Here is a 16,993-nt window from a genome sequence, read left to right as displayed (position 1 = left end):
AGTGAGCATGAAATTCCTGGTTACAGGCGCCGCAGGGTTTATTGGTTATCACGTTGCAGAGCGTTTGTTGACCGCCGGTCATCAGGTTGTCGGCATTGATAACCTGAATGACTATTATGACGTGGGCCTGAAAATGGCCCGTCTAGACAGGCTGGCGGATAAGCCGGGATTCCGCTTTATCAAGCTGGATTTGGCCGATCGTGAAGGTATGGCGGCATTGTTTGCCGAGCATCAGTTTCAGCGAGTCATTCATTTGGGGGCTCAAGCCGGCGTACGTTATTCGCTGGTCAACCCGTTGGCTTATGCGGACGCTAACCTGATCGGCCATTTAAACGTTCTGGAAGGCTGCCGTCATAATAAAGTTGAGCATTTGCTTTATGCTTCTTCCAGTTCGGTATATGGCCTGAATCGCAAGCTGCCGTTTGCCACTGAAGATTCTGTCGACCACCCAGTGTCACTGTATGCGGCAACGAAAAAAGCCAATGAGCTGATGTCACACAGCTACTCTCATTTATACGGTCTCCCGACGACCGGCCTGCGGTTCTTTACCGTTTATGGTCCTTGGGGGCGTCCGGATATGGCGTTGTTCAAATTTACCAAAGCCATATTGGCGGGGGAGAGCATCGACGTATATAACCACGGTGAAATGCACCGCGATTTTACTTACATCGATGATATCGCCGAAGCAATCGTACGCTTGCAGGCGGTTATTCCGCAGGCGGACCCATCATGGACCGTTGAGCAGGGATCGCCGGCGACCAGTTCCGCACCGTACCATGTTTATAATATCGGCAATAACACCCCCGTTAAGCTGATGGAATATATCCGTGCGCTGGAGCAGGCATTGGGGGTCACCGCCCGTAAGAATATGCTGCCGATGCAACCAGGTGATGTGATGGATACCAGTGCGGATACGGAAGAGCTTTATCGTGACATTGGTTTTAAACCGGAAACCAGCGTTGAAGAGGGCGTGAAGCGCTTTGTTGACTGGTATAAGGCATTCTATCAGGTTCAATAATTGAACGTGGTTTAATGCGATACAGGGGCCCCAGGGTCCCTTTTTTTCACTGAAATCCCATACACGGAAGGAAAAGTGAATTAGGATATTTACTAAAAGGCGAGGAGAATGGCGGTGTCAGGTCTGAAAGATTTAAAATGAAAAGGCCCCCCGCAGAGAGCCTTTCAGATGCGGACTGAATCGCTATTACAGCAGGAAATCGTCCAGAGATTTACCTTGCTCTTCGATAGCTTTCTTAATCACCGCAGGAGTACGGCCTTGGCCGGTCCAGGTTTTCAGTTCGCCGTTTTCGTCTTTATATTGGTATTTAGCAGGACGTGCTGCACGTTTTGCTTTACCGGCAGCCTTGTTGGCAGCCATGGTTTGCAGCAGTTCATTTGGATCGATACCGTCAGCAATCAGCATTTCGCGGTATTGCTGCAGTTTACGAGTGCGTTCTTCGATTTCTGCTTGAGCCTGGCTGTCTTCTTCGCGACGTTCGTTCACAACAACTTCCAGTTTCTCGAGCATTTCTTCCAGCGTTTCCAGTGTGCATTCTCTTGCCTGGGCGCGCAGAGTGCGGATGTTGTTCAAAATCTTTAATGCTTCGCTCATTGTCCTAGTCTCAAATTATATTGGTGGGGGGCGTCTCGATAATAATAGAGTGCTCTTTTCTTTTCTGCAATAGCCAAATTGACTTGAATACTCAAATTTACCTTTAAAAAAACCTTTAATCGGATCAGTCCGACTAATAATAGGAAGGCCTGTTAACTATTACCCTCACCGTGCTTAAGTCAAAATTTCAGCAGGCAGGCTTTAAAGGGCGCGTGTCGTAAGGCTTTCATCGATAAGTTATCGCCGTAATTTATATCAATATTACAATGGGTTCTGTGGGTTTAATCACGCCATGGCGAGGCAGACATTGTAAACAATAGGGGTATATAGGTAAAGATTGCGTCAGGAAACGTCGTGGCGTCGGCAAAGGTGATTAAATGCCCTGAGTTGGCCTTCATCTATAATACACAAGGGCTCCATCGTGGCAGCAGTGCCCGTGACGAGGAAAGGGCGACTCGGCATTAATGGGCAAATGACCGGGCTTAACCATTAGCAGGAATTAATAGTGATGACAGGCATACATTATCCTGTAAATAGACGTAAAAAGAACATACCGACAGAACGATATGTTTCGCTTGAAAGCGCATTATTACGGCGAACACAATATTCGTTCGCTTTGGGCTGAGCCGGGGGGCGGGTTATGGTACACTTACCGTCCTAATCAACATTTGAATATTTCTTATACCATCGGAGTGGCGGGGCCATGGCTCAACTTTATTTTTATTACTCTGCGATGAATGCCGGCAAGTCCACCGCGCTGCTACAGTCTTCATATAACTATCAAGAGCGTGGGATGCGCACGCTGGTGTTCACCGCGGAGATCGATCACCGCTATGGTGTAGGCAAAGTCAGCTCACGCATCGGTTTATCTTCGCAGGCCCAGCTCTATAACAACGACTCAATGCTGTACACCATGATTCAGCAAGAGCATCAGCAGCAGCCGGTACATTGTGTGCTGCTCGATGAAAGCCAGTTCCTGACCAAAGCGCAGGTTGAGCAATTGTGCGATGTGGTGGACCAACTGGACATTCCCGTATTGTGTTATGGCTTGCGCACCGATTTTCTCGGTGAGCTGTTTGTCGGCAGCCAATATTTGCTGGCCTGGGCCGATAAGCTGGTGGAATTGAAAACCATCTGCCACTGTGGGCGCAAAGCCAACATGGTGTTGCGGTTGGATGAGAATGGCAAAGCGATGCACGCCGGTGAGCAGGTGGTGATTGGCGGTAACGAGAGCTATGTCTCCGTCTGCCGCAAGCATTATAAAGAGGCGATTCATTCCCTGGAGTAAGAAGAGAAACGCCGCCAAAGCCCGCTGAGGGCGTTTTAGCGGCGGAACGGGAAAGACAGCGCCTCGGGCGCAATAAAAAACCCGCCGTTTGGCGGGTTTTTTTATCGGTTCACGGAACCGTTATTTCTTGGGCTTCTTTACGGCCGCTTTGGCGGCAGCCGGAGCGGCCATTTCCTCTTCTACCGCTTCGCTGAATTCGCGACCGTAGAAGGTATCCAGCATGATTTGCTTCAGCTCGGCAATCAGCGGATAGCGTGGGTTGGCGCCGGTGCATTGGTCATCGAAAGCGTCTTCCGACAGCTTGTCGACTTTCGCCAGGAAGTCCGCTTCCTGCACACCTGCCTCACGGATGGAGGCTGGGATACCCAACTCGGTTTTCAGCTCGTCCAGCCAGGCCAGCAGTTTCTCAATCTTCTGCGCTGTACGGTCGCCCGGCGCGCTCAGGCCGAGGTGGTCGGCGATTTCAGCGTAACGGCGACGTGCCTGAGGGCGGTCGTACTGGCTGAAGGCCGTCTGCTTGGTCGGGTTGTCGTTCGCGTTGTAGCGAATGACGTTGGAAATCAGCATCGCGTTGGCCAGGCCGTGCGGAATGTGGAACTCCGAACCCAGCTTGTGCGCCATGGAGTGACAGACCCCGAGGAAGGCGTTGGCGAAGGCGATACCGGCGATGGTGGCGGCGTTGTGCACGCGTTCACGAGCAACCGGGTTTTTCGCGCCTTCTTTATAGCTGGCCGGCAGATACTCTTTCAACAGTTTCAGCGCTTGCAACGCCTGGCCGTCGGAGTATTCGTTCGCCAGCACCGAAACGTAGGCTTCCAGCGCGTGGGTGACCGCATCCAGACCGCCGAAGGCGCACAGGGATTTCGGCATGTTCATCACCAGGTTGGCATCGACAATTGCCATGTCCGGGGTCAGCGCATAGTCGGCCAACGGGTATTTCTGTCCGGTGGTGTCGTCGGTTACGACGGCAAACGGCGTGACTTCCGAACCGGTGCCTGACGTGGTGGTGATGGCGATCATTTTCGCTTTCACGCCCATTTTCGGGAACTTGTAGATACGCTTACGGATGTCCATGAAGCGCAGCGCCAGATCCTCGAAGTGGGTTTCAGGATGTTCGTACAGCACCCACATGATTTTCGCGGCGTCCATCGGCGAACCGCCGCCCAGCGCGATGATGACGTCCGGTTTGAAGGAGTTCATCTGCTCGGCGCCTTTACGCACGATGCTCAGCGTCGGGTCGGCTTCCACTTCGAAGAACACTTCGGTTTCGATGCCGTGTGACTTCAGAACCTTGGTGATCTGGTCGGCATAGCCGTTGTTGAACAGGAAGCGGTCGGTCACGATGAAGGCGCGTTTTGCCCCGTCGGTCGCCACTTCTTCCAGCGCGATAGGCAGCGAGCCCCGGCGGAAGTAGATCGATTTCGGAAGTTTATGCCACAACATGTTTTCTGCTCGCTTCGCTACAGTTTTCTTGTTGATCAGGTGTTTAGGTCCGACGTTCTCAGAGATGGAGTTACCACCCCAGGAGCCGCAACCCAGCGTCAGCGAAGGCGCGAGTTTGAAGTTATACAGGTCGCCGATACCGCCCTGAGAAGCCGGGGTGTTGATCAGGATACGAGCCGTTTTCATTTTATCGCCGAAGTAGGCGATGCGAGCCGTTTGGTTATCCTGATCGGTGTACAGGCAGGAGGTGTGGCCGATACCGCCCATGGCGACCAGTTTTTCAGCTTTGGTGACGGCGTCTTCGAAGTCTTTGGCCCGGTACATCGCCAGGGTAGGCGACAGTTTTTCATGGGCGAAAGGCTCGGACTCGTCGACCAGCTTCACTTCGCCGATCAGCACTTTGGTGTTGGCCGGCACTTTGATGCCCGCCATCTCGGCGATTTTCGGTGCGGATTGCCCCACGATGGCCGCGTTCAGACCGCCGTTTTTCAGAATGATGTCCTGAACCGCTTTCAGTTCTTTACCCTGCAGCAGATAGCCGCCGTGGGAAGCGAAACGTTCGCGTACCGCATCATAAATAGAGTCGACGACGATGACCGACTGTTCGGAAGCGCAGATAACGCCGCTGTCGAAGGTTTTGGACATCAGGATAGAGGCGACCACGCGCTTGATGTCTGCGGTTTCGTCTACCACGACCGGCGTATTACCGGCACCGACGCCGATGGCAGGCTTGCCGGAGCTGTAGGCGGCCTTCACCATGCCCGGGCCACCGGTGGCCAGGATCAGGTTGATGTCCGGGTGGTGCATCAGCTGGTTGGACAGCTCGACGGTCGGTTGGTCGATCCAACCGATGATGTCTTTTGGCGCGCCGGCGGCGATAGCGGCTTGCAGCACGATATCGGCGGCTTTATTGGTGGCATTCTTCGCACGCGGGTGCGGCGAGAAGATGATGCCGTTACGGGTTTTCAGGCTGATCAGCGCTTTGAAGATCGCGGTAGAAGTTGGGTTGGTGGTAGGAACGATACCGCAAATCAGGCCGATAGGTTCGGCGATGGTAATGGTACCGAAGGTGTCATCTTCAGACAGGATGCCACAGGTTTTTTCATCTTTATAGGCGTTGTAGATGTACTCGGAAGCGAAGTGGTTTTTGATCACCTTGTCTTCGACGATACCCATTCCGGATTCTTCCACGGCCATTTTGGCCAACGGGATACGGGCATCAGCAGCGGCGAGGGCGGCAGCGCGGAAGATTTTATCCACTTGCTCTTGAGTGAAGTTGGCATATTCGCGCTGGGCTTTTTTGACACGTGCGACTAGCTCGTTCAGTTCAGCGACATTCGTTACAGCCATAATGCTCTCCTGATAATGTTAAACTCTTTCAGTAAATAAGCCGTGCGAGCCACTAGTATAGTCATAACGGGAATAAACGGTGATTCGAATACCGGGGCTTTCCCGCGTTATTTCTTCGCATGCTGCTGATTTGCTTAAAGAGCTTTACCCTACGCTAACCGGAGGGGCAGACAATGAGGAGAACGAAAACGTCGATGTGGCCACCTACTTTGTTCTACTCCCTGACTACGACTAAGAGCTTACCCACTGTTGGGTAGTTGATTTGTGATCTAAATCATGAAAAGTGCAAGCTGACACCTTTCAGCTTGCCGGTGTTGGTAATGATTCTTGATAACTGTGAGCGATGACTCTTTTTTCAACATAAAAAATCAAAACGCCATACATCACTTTAACAAAGGGCATTTGTTTCGCTGCATAACTTGCTGACAGTCAAAAATGCTGCTCTGGCCGGATGGATTACCCGCGGCAATTCCATTACATTAGCGCGCATAGGCAGCACACCTTTTTATAGTACTTAACGCGGAGCCATCTGTGGGCCAATCTCTGTTGGATCTTTCCGGCTTTATCAAGTTCTTTGTCGGTCTGTTTGCGCTGGTCAACCCGGTGGGCATTTTGCCGGTGTTCATCAGCATGACCAGCTATCAGGCGGAAGCGGGGCGCAATAAAACCAACCTGACCGCCAACCTGTCGGTCGCCATCATTCTGTGGACCTCGCTGTTCCTGGGCGAAGGGATCCTGCGGATGTTCGGCATCTCTATCGATTCGTTCCGCATTGCCGGCGGTATTCTGGTGGTGACCATCGCCATGTCGATGATCAGCGGCAAGCTGGGGGAAGACAAACAGAACAAACAGGAGAAGTCGGAGAGCGCGATCCGCGAAAGCATCGGCGTGGTGCCGTTAGCGCTGCCGCTGATGGCGGGGCCGGGGGCGATCAGCTCCACCATCGTGTGGAGCTCCCGTTATCACAACTGGCAAAGCCTGCTCGGTTTTACGGTCGCGATCGCCTTGTTCGCCTTTTGCTGCTGGCTGTTGTTCCGCGCCGCGCCGCTGTTGGTGCGTTTGCTGGGGCAGACCGGCATCAACGTGATCACCCGTATCATGGGCCTGCTGCTGATGGCGCTCGGCATCGAGTTTATCGTTACCGGCATTAAGGCGATATTCCCCGGCCTGTTGTAATACGCCTTGTTTAGCCGCGCACCTTTCGCGTTAGCGCGGCTAAAATTAATTTTAAAGTTTAAATTATTTATTGGCTCGCATTATTATAGTGCACAGGATGAATAAAATTTATGCGGTTGCACTCTTATGTTGCATAAATCTCATGTTGTTGCTCAAAAAAAACGCTAAGCGTTATTTCAATCACTTTTCCTCCCCCATTTCTGCCCATTTCGCCCCCGCTAAACGGTCACGCTGTTGTTAAATTAGTCACATCATTCTGTGGGGCTTGTCTCACTTTCATCCAGGTGTTATTAGTGATTAACCGCACATAGGCAGGTGTTTGTTCTTTGAATGGTTAGATTGTTAACTGAATGTTTCTTTTTGCGGCAGTGAGATCGTGCTGATGGTTTCAATTGAAATGGATGTGGGTTTTTTGTCTTTAAAATCATATAGATAATCTTGGTTTTTTCTGCCTTCTATCTCGGGGGCCGGATTGGGCTTCGTGCGATAAAAGAGAATTGCTTAACATTTTCGTAAAATTTATTGGCTATGGAATTTGGCTTCTGCTAATTTCCGAGCAACTTTCCCGTGGTCAATTAACTGAAATGCGCCACAAAAACGGGAATGATTTTTGCTGGTATCCGTTTATTTAGAATTCTTATAAACACTTCACAAACTTCGATAAGCGATGCTTGTCGGTGAAAAGGAGCCTCGATTATGCAGCAAACCCTGAAGCGTACTTCTTTGACCTTGTTGATTAGCGGCGCGCTGGGCGCCGGCGCCGTAAATAGCAGTTTGGCGGCAGAGGTTTCGGCCGGCGTCCAATTGGCGCAGCAGCAGAATATTGTGATCAACAACGGTAGCGAAGTGGCTTCATTGGATCCGCATAAGGTCGAGGGCGTACCGGAAAGCAATATCATTCTTAACCTGCTGGAAGGGCTGGTGAGCACCGATGCCAACGGGCATGTGGTGCCGGCGGCGGCGACAAGCTGGGAAAACCAGAATTATCAGCAGTGGACCTTCCACCTGCGCCCCGGCGCGGTGTGGAGCGACGGCAGCCCGGTGACCGCGCAAGACTTCGTCTACAGCTGGCAGCGTCTGGCCGATCCGAAAATCGCTTCGCCCTATGCCAGCTACCTGCAATACACCAAAGTCGAGAATATCGACGACATCCTGACCGGGAAGAAGAGCCCGCAGACCCTCGGCGTTAAGGCGCTGGACGACCAGACGCTGCAGGTGACCCTGAGCGAACCGGTGCCGTATTTCATCAGTATGTTGAGCCACACGTCGCTCAAACCGGTGAAACAGGCGGTGGTGGAGAAATTCGGCGATAAATGGACGCTGCCCGCCAATTACGTCGGCAACGGCGCTTACCGCCTGAAAGAGTGGGTGGTGAACGAGCGCATTGTGCTGGAGCGCAGCCCGAGCTACTGGAACAACAAGCAAACTGTGATCAATCAGGCGACCTTCCTGCCGATTACCTCGGAGGTCAGCGACGTCAACCGCTTCCGCAGCGGCGAGATCGACATCACCAACAGCGCCATTCCGCCGTACCTGTACGTCAAGATGAAACGCGAAATGCCCGAGCAGCTGCACGTTAACCCTTATCTGTGCACCTTCTATTACGAGCTCAATAACAAGCGGGCGCCGTTCACCGATCCGCGCGTGCGTACGGCGGTGAAGATGACGCTGGATCGCGACATTATCGCCAACAAGATCATGGGCCAGGGGCAAATCCCGGCCTACAGCTTCACGCCAACCTTCACGGAAGGCGCCAGCTTCACTCAGCCTGCGTGGGCCGGCTGGAGTCAGGAGCAACGCAACGCCGAAGCCAGGAAACTGCTGGCGGAAGCGGGCTACAGCGACGCCAAGCCGCTGAAGTTCTCGCTGCTGTACAACACCTCCGATCAAAACAAACAACAGGCGATCGCTGCCGCGTCGATGTGGAAGAAGAACCTGGGCGCCGAGGTCACGCTGCGCAACCAGGAATGGAAAACGTCGCTGGAGAGCCGCCATCAGGGGCAATACGACGTGGCGCGTGCCACCTGGTGCGGGGATTACAACGAACCCAGCGCGTTCCTGAACCTGGTTCTGTCCAACAGCAGCATCAATACCGTGTTCTACAAGAGCCCGGCGTTCGACGCCATCATGGCCGCCACGCTGAAGGCGCCGGATGAGGCCGCGCGCGCCGCGCTCTATCAGCAGGCGGAAGCGCAGCTGGACAAAGACTCCGCGTTGGTCCCGGTTTATTACCGCGTCAGTGCGCGTTTGATCAAGCCGACGGTGGGTGGGTTCACCGGCAAAGATCCGCTGGACTATACCGACGTTAAAAATCTTTACATTATCAAGCAGTAAAGGGGTATTCCTCCCGCCGAGGGGCAGGGGAATATAGGGAAGGCCGGCCGCCGCATTCGTTCCGCGGCGGCGGGAAAACAGAGTCCGCTTACGGGCAACGCGGGTTCCACGAAGAGCCTGTGATAATAAAAAACTGGAGTCGATAAGTATGACCAACATCACGAAGAAAACGCTCATTGCCGCCGGCGTCATCGCCGCGCTGGGTATCACAGCAACCACCAGCGCTTTCGCCGCTGACGTCCCGGCGGGCGTGCAGCTGGCCGACAAGCAAGAAATCGTCAAAAACAACGGTTCCGAAGTGCAGTCGCTGGATCCGCACAAGATTGAGGGCGTGCCGGAAAACAACGTCACGCGCGACCTGATGGAAGGCCTGGCGAACAACAGCCCGGACGGTTCCATCGTGCCGGGCGTCGCGGAAAGCTGGGATAACAAGGATTTCAAAGTCTGGACCTTCCACCTGCGTAAAGACGCAAAATGGTCCAACGGCAAGCCGGTAACGGCGCAAGATTTCGTCTACAGCTGGCAGCGCGTGGTGGATCCGAAAACCGCATCGCCTTACGCCAGCTACCTGCAGTACGCCCATGTGGAAAACGTCGATGACATCATCGCCGGTAAAAAAGACAAGTCGACGCTGGGCGTGAAGGCCATCGACGACCACACCTTCCAGGTGACCCTGAGCGAGCCGGTGCCTTATCTGGTTGAAATGACCCCGCACTACGCCATGAAGCCGGTTTACAAAGACGCGGTAGAGAAGTTTGGCGAGAAGTGGACGCTGCCGGCCAACTACGTCAGCAACGGCGCTTACAAACTGAAAGACTGGATTGTCAACGAACGCATCGTACTGGAACGCAACCCGGAATATTGGGATAACGCCAAAACCATCATCAATAAAGTGACGTTCCTGCCTATTTCGTCGGAAGTGACCGACGTTAACCGCTACCGCACCGGTGAAATCGACATGACCTACAACAACATGCCGATCGAACTGTTTCAGAAGCTGAAGAAAGAGATCCCGAAAGAGGTGCATGTCGATCCTTACCTGTGCACCTATTACTACGAAATCAACAACCAGAAGGCGCCGTTCACCGATGCGCGCGTGCGTGAAGCGCTGAAGCTGGGCATGGACCGCGACATCATCGTCAACAAGGTGAAAAACCAGGGCGACCTGCCGGCCTACAGCTTTACGCCGCCATACACCGACGGTGCCAAGCTGACCGCACCGGAGTGGTTCGGCTGGACGCAGGAAAAACGCAACGAAGTGGCGAAGAAACTGCTGGCCGACGCCGGCTACGGCCCGGGCAAACCGCTGACCTTCTCCCTGTTGTACAACACCTCCGATCTGCACAAGAAGCTGGCGATCGCCGCCGCCTCCATCTGGAAGAAAAACCTGGGCGTGGACGTGAAGCTGGTGAACCAGGAGTGGAAAACCTTCCTGGATACCCGTCATCAGGGCACCTATGACGTGGCGCGCGCCGGCTGGTGTGCCGACTACAACGAGCCGAGCTCGTTCCTGAACATGATGCTGTCCGACAGCAGCAGTAACACCCCGCACTACAAGAGCGCCGAGTTCGACAAGCTGATGGCCAACGTGTTGACCGCGAAGACCAAAGACGAGCGCGCCGAGCTGTATCAGAAAGCGGAAGTTCAGCTGGACAAAGATTCCGCCATCGTTCCGCTGTATTACTATGTGAACGCCCGTTTGGTGAAACCTTACGTCGGTGGTTACACCGGCAAAGACCCGCTTGATAACGTGTACGACAAAAACCTGTACATCATCAAGCATTGATACGGTAAGAGCCGGCGGCGCAGGCCGCCGGCCCATGTTGAGAATAATAAGCCGTCATCAGGCTGTCGCACAGGGTTAGGGCAATGCTTAAATTTATACTTCGTCGCTTGTTGGAAGCGATCCCGACACTATTTATCCTTATCACCATCTCATTCTTCATGATGCGCCTGGCACCCGGCAGTCCATTTACCGGGGAACGCGCATTGCCGCCGGAAGTTATGGCGAACATCGAAGCCAAATATCATTTGAACGACCCGATCTGGAAACAGTACGGTCATTATCTGGCGCAGCTTGCGCAGGGAGACTTCGGCCCGTCCTTTAAATATAAGGACTATTCGGTGAACGATCTGGTCGCCAGCTCTTTCCCGGTGTCCGCCAAACTCGGCCTGGCCGCGTTTCTGCTGGCGGTGGTGCTGGGGGTGAGCGCAGGCGTGATTGCCGCGCTGAATCAGAACACCAAATGGGACTACACGGTGATGGGGTTCGCCATGACCGGGGTGGTGATACCCAGTTTCGTGGTGGCGCCGCTGCTGGTGCTGATCTTCGCCATCACGCTGAAATGGCTGCCGGGCGGTGGCTGGAACGGCGGCGCGCCTAAATTCATCATCCTGCCGATGGTGGCGCTGTCGCTGGCCTATATCGCCAGCATCGCCCGTATCACGCGTGGCTCGATGATTGAAGTGCTGCACTCCAACTTCATCCGCACCGCGCGCGCCAAAGGCTTGCCGATGCGTCGCATCATTTTCCGCCACGCGCTGAAGCCGGCGCTGCTGCCGGTGCTGTCCTACATGGGGCCGGCGTTCGTCGGTATCATCACCGGATCGATGGTGATCGAAACCATCTACGGTCTGCCGGGGATCGGCCAGCTGTTCGTTAACGGCGCGCTGAACCGTGACTACTCCCTGGTGCTGAGCCTGACCATTCTGGTGGGCGCCCTGACCATTCTGTTCAACGCGATCGTCGATGTGCTGTATGCGGTCATCGATCCGAAAATCCGTTATTAATCTGGAGCACGCGAATGATGTTGACTAAAAAGAACAGCGAAGCTCTGGAAAACTTCAGCGAGAAGCTGGAAGTGGAAGGGCGCAGCCTGTGGCAAGACGCGCGTCGGCGCTTTATGCACAACCGCGCGGCGGTCAGCAGCCTGTTTATTCTGGTGCTGATCACGCTGTTTGTGGCGCTGGCGCCGATGCTGTCGCAGTTTGCCTACGACGATACCGATTGGGCGATGATGTCCGCCGCCCCAAGCGTGGAATCGGGGCACTATTTCGGCACTGACTCCTCCGGGCGCGATCTGCTGGTGCGTGTGGCGATCGGCGGGCGCATCTCGCTGATGGTCGGCGTGGCGGCGGCGCTGGTGGCGGTGGTGGTGGGCACGCTGTACGGCGCAATGTCCGGCTATCTGGGCGGCAAGGTCGACTCGGTGATGATGCGCCTGCTGGAGATCCTCAACTCCTTCCCGTTCATGTTCTTCGTGATCCTGCTGGTGACCTTCTTCGGCCAGAACATCCTGCTCATCTTCGTGGCCATCGGCATGGTGTCGTGGCTGGATATGGCGCGTATCGTGCGCGGCCAAACCCTCGGCCTGAAGCGTAAGGAATTCATCGAAGCGGCGCTGGTGTGCGGCGTCTCCACGCGCAATATCGTGCTGCGCCATATCGTGCCGAACGTGCTCGGCGTGGTGGTGGTGTATGCGTCGCTGCTGGTGCCGAGCATGATCCTGTTCGAATCCTTCCTCAGTTTCCTGGGGCTGGGCACGCAGGAGCCGCTCAGCAGCTGGGGCGCATTGCTCAGCGACGGCGCCAACTCAATGGAAGTTTCACCGTGGTTGCTGCTGTTCCCGGCGGGTTTCCTGGTTGTCACTCTGTTCTGTTTCAACTTTATCGGCGATGGCCTGCGTGACGCCCTCGACCCGAAAGATCGTTAAGGAGTGCAATCATGAGCACCATTGAACATCCTCAACTGCAAACCGGCGCCGGGGTCAAAACGTCGCCGCTGCTGGACGTGAAAGACCTGCGCGTCACGTTCTCCACCCCGGACGGCGACGTGACGGCGGTGAACGATCTGAACTTCGACCTGCGCGCCGGGGAAACGCTGGGCATCGTCGGTGAATCCGGCTCTGGTAAATCGCAGACCGCGTTCGCTCTGATGGGCCTGCTGGCCAGCAATGGCCGCATCGGCGGCTCGGCCAAATTCAACGGCCGTGAAATCCTCAACCTGCCGGAAAATCAGCTCAACAAGCTGCGGGCGGAAGAGATCTCGATGATCTTCCAGGACCCGATGACCTCGCTCAACCCTTATATGCGCGTTGGCGAACAGCTGATGGAAGTGCTGATGCTGCATAAGAAAATGAGCAAAAGCGAAGCCTTTGAAGAGTCGGTACGCATGCTCGACGCGGTGAAAATGCCGGAAGCGCGCAAGCGCATGCGCATGTATCCGCATGAGTTTTCCGGCGGCATGCGCCAGCGCGTGATGATCGCCATGGCGCTGCTGTGCCGGCCGAAGCTGCTGATCGCCGACGAACCGACCACCGCGCTGGACGTAACCGTCCAGGCGCAGATCATGACGCTGCTCAACGAGCTGAAGCGCGAGTTCAACACCGCCATCATCATGATCACCCACGACCTGGGCGTGGTGGCCGGCATCTGCAACAAGGTGCTGGTGATGTACGCCGGCCGCACCATGGAATACGGCAGTGCGCGCGAGGTGTTCTACCAGCCGAGCCACCCGTACTCTATCGGTCTGTTGAACGCGGTGCCGCGTCTCGATGCCGAAGGCGAAGCGTTGCTGACCATTCCCGGCAACCCGCCGAACCTGCTGCGGTTGCCGAAAGGCTGCCCGTTCCAGCCGCGCTGTCCGTACGCCATGGAGCAGTGCGCGAGCGCTCCGCCGTTGGAGCAATTTGGGGAAGGGCGCCTGCGCGCCTGCTTTAAACCGGTGGAGGCGTTGGTATGACAGCGGTAACCGACAAGAAAGTGCTGCTCGAAGTGGCCGATCTGAAAGTGCACTTCGACATTCATGACGACAAACAGTGGTTCTGGCAGCCGCCGAAAACCCTGAAAGCGGTCGATGGCGTCACGCTGCGGCTGTTCGAGGGGGAAACCCTGGGCGTGGTCGGCGAATCCGGCTGCGGCAAATCCACCTTCGCGCGCGCCATCATCGGCCTGGTGAAGGCCACCAGCGGGCGCGTTGCCTGGCTGGGGAAAGATCTGCTGGGCATGAGCGACGCCGACTGGCGCAAAACCCGCAGCGATATCCAGATGATCTTCCAAGATCCGCTGGCGTCGCTCAACCCGCGCATGACCATCGGCGAAATCATCGCCGAGCCGCTGCGCACCTACTACCCGAAAATGCCGCGTCAGGAAGTGAAGGACAAGGTCAAGGCAATGATGCTGAAGGTCGGCCTGCTGCCTAACCTGATCAATCGCTACCCGCACGAGTTCTCCGGCGGCCAGTGCCAGCGTATCGGCATCGCGCGCGCGCTGATCCTCGAACCGAAGCTGGTGATCTGCGACGAGCCGGTCTCCGCGCTGGACGTATCGATTCAGGCGCAGGTGGTGAACCTGTTGCAGCAGCTGCAGCGCGAAATGGGCCTGTCACTGATCTTTATCGCCCACGACTTGGCGGTGGTGAAGCACATTTCCGATCGCGTGCTGGTGATGTATCTGGGCCATGCGGTGGAGCTGGGCACCTATGACGAGGTGTACCACAACCCGCAGCACCCTTACACCAAAGCGCTGATGTCGGCGGTGCCGATCCCGGATCCGGACAAGGAGAAGCAGATCCAGCTGTTGGAAGGGGAGCTGCCTTCGCCGATCAACCCGCCGACCGGTTGCGTGTTCCGCACCCGCTGCCCGATAGCCGGGCCGGAGTGCGCCAAGACGCGTCCGCTGCTGGAGGGCAGTTTCCGCCACGCGGTGTCCTGCCTGAAGGTCGATCCGCTGTAATGTGCCGCTAGTCGGCAACAAAAAGCCCCGCTGAATGAGCGGGGCTTTTTTTATCCGATGCGCTAACGGCGAATCACTCTTTCCACAGAATGTGGCACAGCTTGTGGTCTTTCTCACGGCAGATCAGCACGCGGGCGAACACGTCGTTGATCGGCTCGCCGTCGCTGTCCGCCAGACCGATCACCACCTCGGCGAAGAAGTCCGGGTTCAGGTCGTAATCCACGTGCTCGCTCCAGTCTTCGGAGGGATCGTACAGTTCGGCGCCGCCGCGCTCTTCAAACTGCAGGTTGAACAGCAGAATATCCGCCGGATCCAGATTGTCGCCGGCCAATTCGAGGAAGATGTCGTAGGCCTGTTCCAGCGTTTCGTCTTCGGTAAGGCGGTTATTCAAATCCATAAAAAAATCCTGATAACAAATGATTTGGCGCTATTAAAGCACGCTCGCCGCGGCTTTTACAGCAGCGGGCTGAAAAAGTAGAACAGGCGCTCGACCAGGCGATGCCAGAACGGCCGCTTCAGCCACTCTTTGGCGTTCAGCAGCTGGGAACGGGCGATGTAATCTTCCTGCACGCAGGCCAAATCGCTGCCGAAGCCGTCATCGTCGATCACCAGCGTGATTTCGAAATTCAGCCACAGGCTGCGCATGTCCAGATTGACGGTGCCGACCAGGCTGAGCTGGCCGTCCACCAGCACGCTCTTGGTATGCAGCAGGCCGCCTTCGAACTGATAGATCTTAACCCCGGCCTCCAGCAGCTCGGAGAAGAACGCGCGGCTGGCCCAGCGCACCATCATCGAATCGTTGTCGCGCGGCACGATGATGCTGACCTCGACGCCGCGCAGGGCGGCGGTGCAAATGGCGTGCAGCAGATCGTCACTTGGCACGAAGTACGGCGTGGTCATGATCAGCTGCTCGCGGGCGGAATAGACCGCGGTCAGCAACGCCTGGTGGATCATCTCCTCGGGGAAGCCGGGGCCGGAGGCGATCACCTGAATGGTATGGCCGCTTTCCTGCTCGAACGGCATGATGTTGACGTCCGGCGGTGGCGGCAGAATGCGCTTGCCGGTTTCAATCTCCCAGTCGCAGGCATAGACGATGCCCATGGTGGTGGCCACCGGGCCTTCCATGCGCGCCATCAGATCGATCCATTGGCCGACGCCCGCATCCTGCTTGAAGTAGCGCGGATCGACCATGTTCATGCTGCCGGTATAGGCGATGTAGTTATCGATCAGCACCACCTTGCGGTGCTGGCGCAGATCCATGCGGCGCAGGAACACGCGCAGCAGGTTGACCTTCAACGCCTCGACCACTTCGATACCGGCGTTGCGCATCATCGCCGGGTAGGGACTGCGGAAAAATTGCAGGCTGCCGGCGGAGTCGAGCATCAGGCGGCAGTGTACGCCGCGTCGGGCGGCGGCCATCAGTGATTCGGCCACCTGATCGACCAGGCCGCCGGGTTGCCAGATATAGAACACCATTTCGATGTTGTGTCGCGCCAGCTCGATGTCGCGGATCAGCGCTTTCAGCGTGTCATCGGTGGTGGTGAGCAGCTGCAGCTGGTTGCCCTTGACGCCGTCGATGCCCTGGCGGCGGTTGCACAGCTGGAACAGCGGTTCGGCGACTTCGCTGTACTCGGTGGCGAAGATGCGGCGGCTCTCTTTCAGCTCCTTCAGCCAGCGGGCGGTCGACGGCCACATGGCCTTGGCGCGTTCGGCTCGGCGCTTGCCCAGATGTAATTCGCCGAACGATAAATAGGCCACGATGCCGAACAGCGGCAGAATATAGATAACCAGCAGCCAGGCCATGGCAGAGGGAACCGCACGGCGTTTCATCAAAATGCGCATCGTCACGCCGGCGATCAGCAGCCAGTAGCCGAACACCATGAGCCAACTGATTACGGTATAAAATGTTGTCATAAAGGCGAAAAATCCCGTTCGCAAACCACCAATGATGAGTGTACGCACAGATCGGTCAAGGCGAAACCTTTTATCGGCGCTTATGTTACATAAATATGATGAAGTTAAGGCACTTGCTGAAAATGAAAGGGCGGCTTTTGCCC

At 55.8% G+C, this 16,993-nt stretch carries 13 protein-coding genes; 9 read left to right on the top strand and 4 right to left on the bottom strand.

What is annotated here, in order from left to right; all coding sequences use genetic code 11:
- The first annotated feature begins 7 nt into the window (after window positions 1–7).
- Window positions 8–1,018 carry an NAD-dependent epimerase gene (locus ACJ8HT_RS07430; RefSeq protein WP_049198236.1) on the top strand — a complete coding sequence of 337 codons (1,011 nt, stop codon included), beginning with the start codon at window positions 8–10 and terminating at the stop codon, window positions 1,016–1,018.
- Between the two features lie 186 nt (window positions 1,019–1,204).
- Here ACJ8HT_RS07430 and hns read toward each other — a convergent pair whose 3' ends face one another.
- Window positions 1,205–1,612, bottom strand: a complete 408-nt coding sequence (gene hns, locus ACJ8HT_RS07425; protein WP_004932170.1) for a histone-like nucleoid-structuring protein H-NS — start codon at window positions 1,610–1,612, stop codon at window positions 1,205–1,207.
- 703 nt (window positions 1,613–2,315) lie between these two features.
- Here hns and ACJ8HT_RS07420 point away from each other — a divergent pair.
- Window positions 2,316–2,900, top strand: a complete 585-nt coding sequence (locus tag ACJ8HT_RS07420; RefSeq protein ID WP_049198235.1) for a thymidine kinase — start codon at window positions 2,316–2,318, stop codon at window positions 2,898–2,900.
- Window positions 2,901–3,020: 120 nt separating this feature from the next.
- Here ACJ8HT_RS07420 and adhE read toward each other — a convergent pair whose 3' ends face one another.
- Window positions 3,021–5,693: a bifunctional acetaldehyde-CoA/alcohol dehydrogenase gene (adhE, locus tag ACJ8HT_RS07415; protein WP_194573118.1), complete on the bottom strand. Its 2,673-nt coding sequence runs from the start codon at window positions 5,691–5,693 to the stop codon at window positions 3,021–3,023.
- A 531-nt stretch (window positions 5,694–6,224) separates the two neighbouring features.
- Between adhE and ACJ8HT_RS07410 the strand changes: the two genes are divergently transcribed.
- The 7 genes from ACJ8HT_RS07410 to oppF all read left to right on the top strand — a co-directional run bounded on the left by ACJ8HT_RS07410 (window position 6,225) and on the right by oppF (window position 14,936).
- A complete protein-coding gene (locus ACJ8HT_RS07410) occupies window positions 6,225–6,869 on the top strand; it encodes a YchE family NAAT transporter (protein WP_015378089.1) in 645 nt (214 codons plus the stop codon).
- A 696-nt stretch (window positions 6,870–7,565) separates the two neighbouring features.
- On the top strand, window positions 7,566–9,203 hold the full coding sequence (locus ACJ8HT_RS07405) for an ABC transporter substrate-binding protein (protein ID WP_089186058.1): 1,638 nt from the start codon (window positions 7,566–7,568) through the stop codon (window positions 9,201–9,203).
- Window positions 9,204–9,351: 148 nt separating this feature from the next.
- On the top strand, window positions 9,352–10,989 hold the full coding sequence (gene oppA, locus ACJ8HT_RS07400) for an oligopeptide ABC transporter substrate-binding protein OppA (RefSeq protein WP_049199093.1): 1,638 nt from the start codon (window positions 9,352–9,354) through the stop codon (window positions 10,987–10,989).
- A gap of 83 nt (window positions 10,990–11,072) precedes the next feature.
- The gene (gene oppB, locus ACJ8HT_RS07395; RefSeq protein WP_004932150.1) at window positions 11,073–11,993 is read left to right on the top strand and encodes an oligopeptide ABC transporter permease OppB; all 921 of its coding nucleotides are present in this window, start codon (window positions 11,073–11,075) and stop codon (window positions 11,991–11,993) included.
- A 14-nt stretch (window positions 11,994–12,007) separates the two neighbouring features.
- Window positions 12,008–12,916, top strand: coding sequence for an oligopeptide ABC transporter permease OppC (gene oppC, locus ACJ8HT_RS07390; protein WP_049199092.1), 909 nt, complete (start codon window positions 12,008–12,010; stop codon window positions 12,914–12,916).
- Between the two features lie 11 nt (window positions 12,917–12,927).
- Window positions 12,928–13,944 carry an ABC transporter ATP-binding protein gene (locus ACJ8HT_RS07385; RefSeq protein WP_033634782.1) on the top strand — a complete coding sequence of 339 codons (1,017 nt, stop codon included), beginning with the start codon at window positions 12,928–12,930 and terminating at the stop codon, window positions 13,942–13,944.
- Complete coding sequence (gene oppF, locus ACJ8HT_RS07380; protein ID WP_197652940.1) at window positions 13,941–14,936, top strand: murein tripeptide/oligopeptide ABC transporter ATP binding protein OppF; 996 nt, start codon at window positions 13,941–13,943, stop codon at window positions 14,934–14,936. The genes ACJ8HT_RS07385 and oppF overlap by 4 nt, the downstream gene beginning before the upstream one ends.
- Window positions 14,937–15,009: 73 nt before the next feature.
- Here oppF and ACJ8HT_RS07375 read toward each other — a convergent pair whose 3' ends face one another.
- Together ACJ8HT_RS07375 and cls are read right to left on the bottom strand one after the other, a co-directional pair.
- Window positions 15,010–15,333: an HI1450 family dsDNA-mimic protein gene (locus ACJ8HT_RS07375; RefSeq protein WP_004932139.1), complete on the bottom strand. Its 324-nt coding sequence runs from the start codon at window positions 15,331–15,333 to the stop codon at window positions 15,010–15,012.
- 56 nt (window positions 15,334–15,389) lie between these two features.
- Window positions 15,390–16,850 (bottom strand): cardiolipin synthase, encoded by a 1,461-nt coding sequence (gene cls, locus ACJ8HT_RS07370; RefSeq protein ID WP_038877257.1) that lies wholly within the window; start codon window positions 16,848–16,850, stop codon window positions 15,390–15,392.
- Between the last annotated feature and the right edge of the window lie 143 nt (window positions 16,851–16,993).

This window comes from Serratia sp. CY44782 (assembly GCF_052168715.1).
Classification (GTDB): domain Bacteria; phylum Pseudomonadota; class Gammaproteobacteria; order Enterobacterales; family Enterobacteriaceae; genus Serratia; species Serratia nevei.
Note: the sequence above shows the minus strand (reverse complement) of the source record. Positions and strands in the feature narration are given on the sequence as shown.

Excerpts from the sequence above, each read along its gene's own strand:
- ACJ8HT_RS07385 (WP_033634782.1), top strand. The coding sequence starts at position 12,928 with ATGAGCACCATTGAACATCCTCAACTGCAAACCGGCGCCGGGGTCAAA.
- adhE (WP_194573118.1), bottom strand. The coding sequence starts at position 5,693 with ATGGCTGTAACGAATGTCGCTGAACTGAACGAGCTAGTCGCACGTGTC.
- oppC (WP_049199092.1), top strand. The coding sequence starts at position 12,008 with ATGATGTTGACTAAAAAGAACAGCGAAGCTCTGGAAAACTTCAGCGAG.
- ACJ8HT_RS07405 (WP_089186058.1), top strand. The coding sequence starts at position 7,566 with ATGCAGCAAACCCTGAAGCGTACTTCTTTGACCTTGTTGATTAGCGGC.
- hns (WP_004932170.1), bottom strand. The coding sequence starts at position 1,612 with ATGAGCGAAGCATTAAAGATTTTGAACAACATCCGCACTCTGCGCGCC.
- cls (WP_038877257.1), bottom strand. The coding sequence starts at position 16,850 with ATGACAACATTTTATACCGTAATCAGTTGGCTCATGGTGTTCGGCTAC.
- ACJ8HT_RS07375 (WP_004932139.1), bottom strand. The coding sequence starts at position 15,333 with ATGGATTTGAATAACCGCCTTACCGAAGACGAAACGCTGGAACAGGCC.
- oppB (WP_004932150.1), top strand. The coding sequence starts at position 11,073 with ATGCTTAAATTTATACTTCGTCGCTTGTTGGAAGCGATCCCGACACTA.
- oppF (WP_197652940.1), top strand. The coding sequence starts at position 13,941 with ATGACAGCGGTAACCGACAAGAAAGTGCTGCTCGAAGTGGCCGATCTG.
- ACJ8HT_RS07430 (WP_049198236.1), top strand. The coding sequence starts at position 8 with ATGAAATTCCTGGTTACAGGCGCCGCAGGGTTTATTGGTTATCACGTT.
- oppA (WP_049199093.1), top strand. The coding sequence starts at position 9,352 with ATGACCAACATCACGAAGAAAACGCTCATTGCCGCCGGCGTCATCGCC.
- ACJ8HT_RS07420 (WP_049198235.1), top strand. The coding sequence starts at position 2,316 with ATGGCTCAACTTTATTTTTATTACTCTGCGATGAATGCCGGCAAGTCC.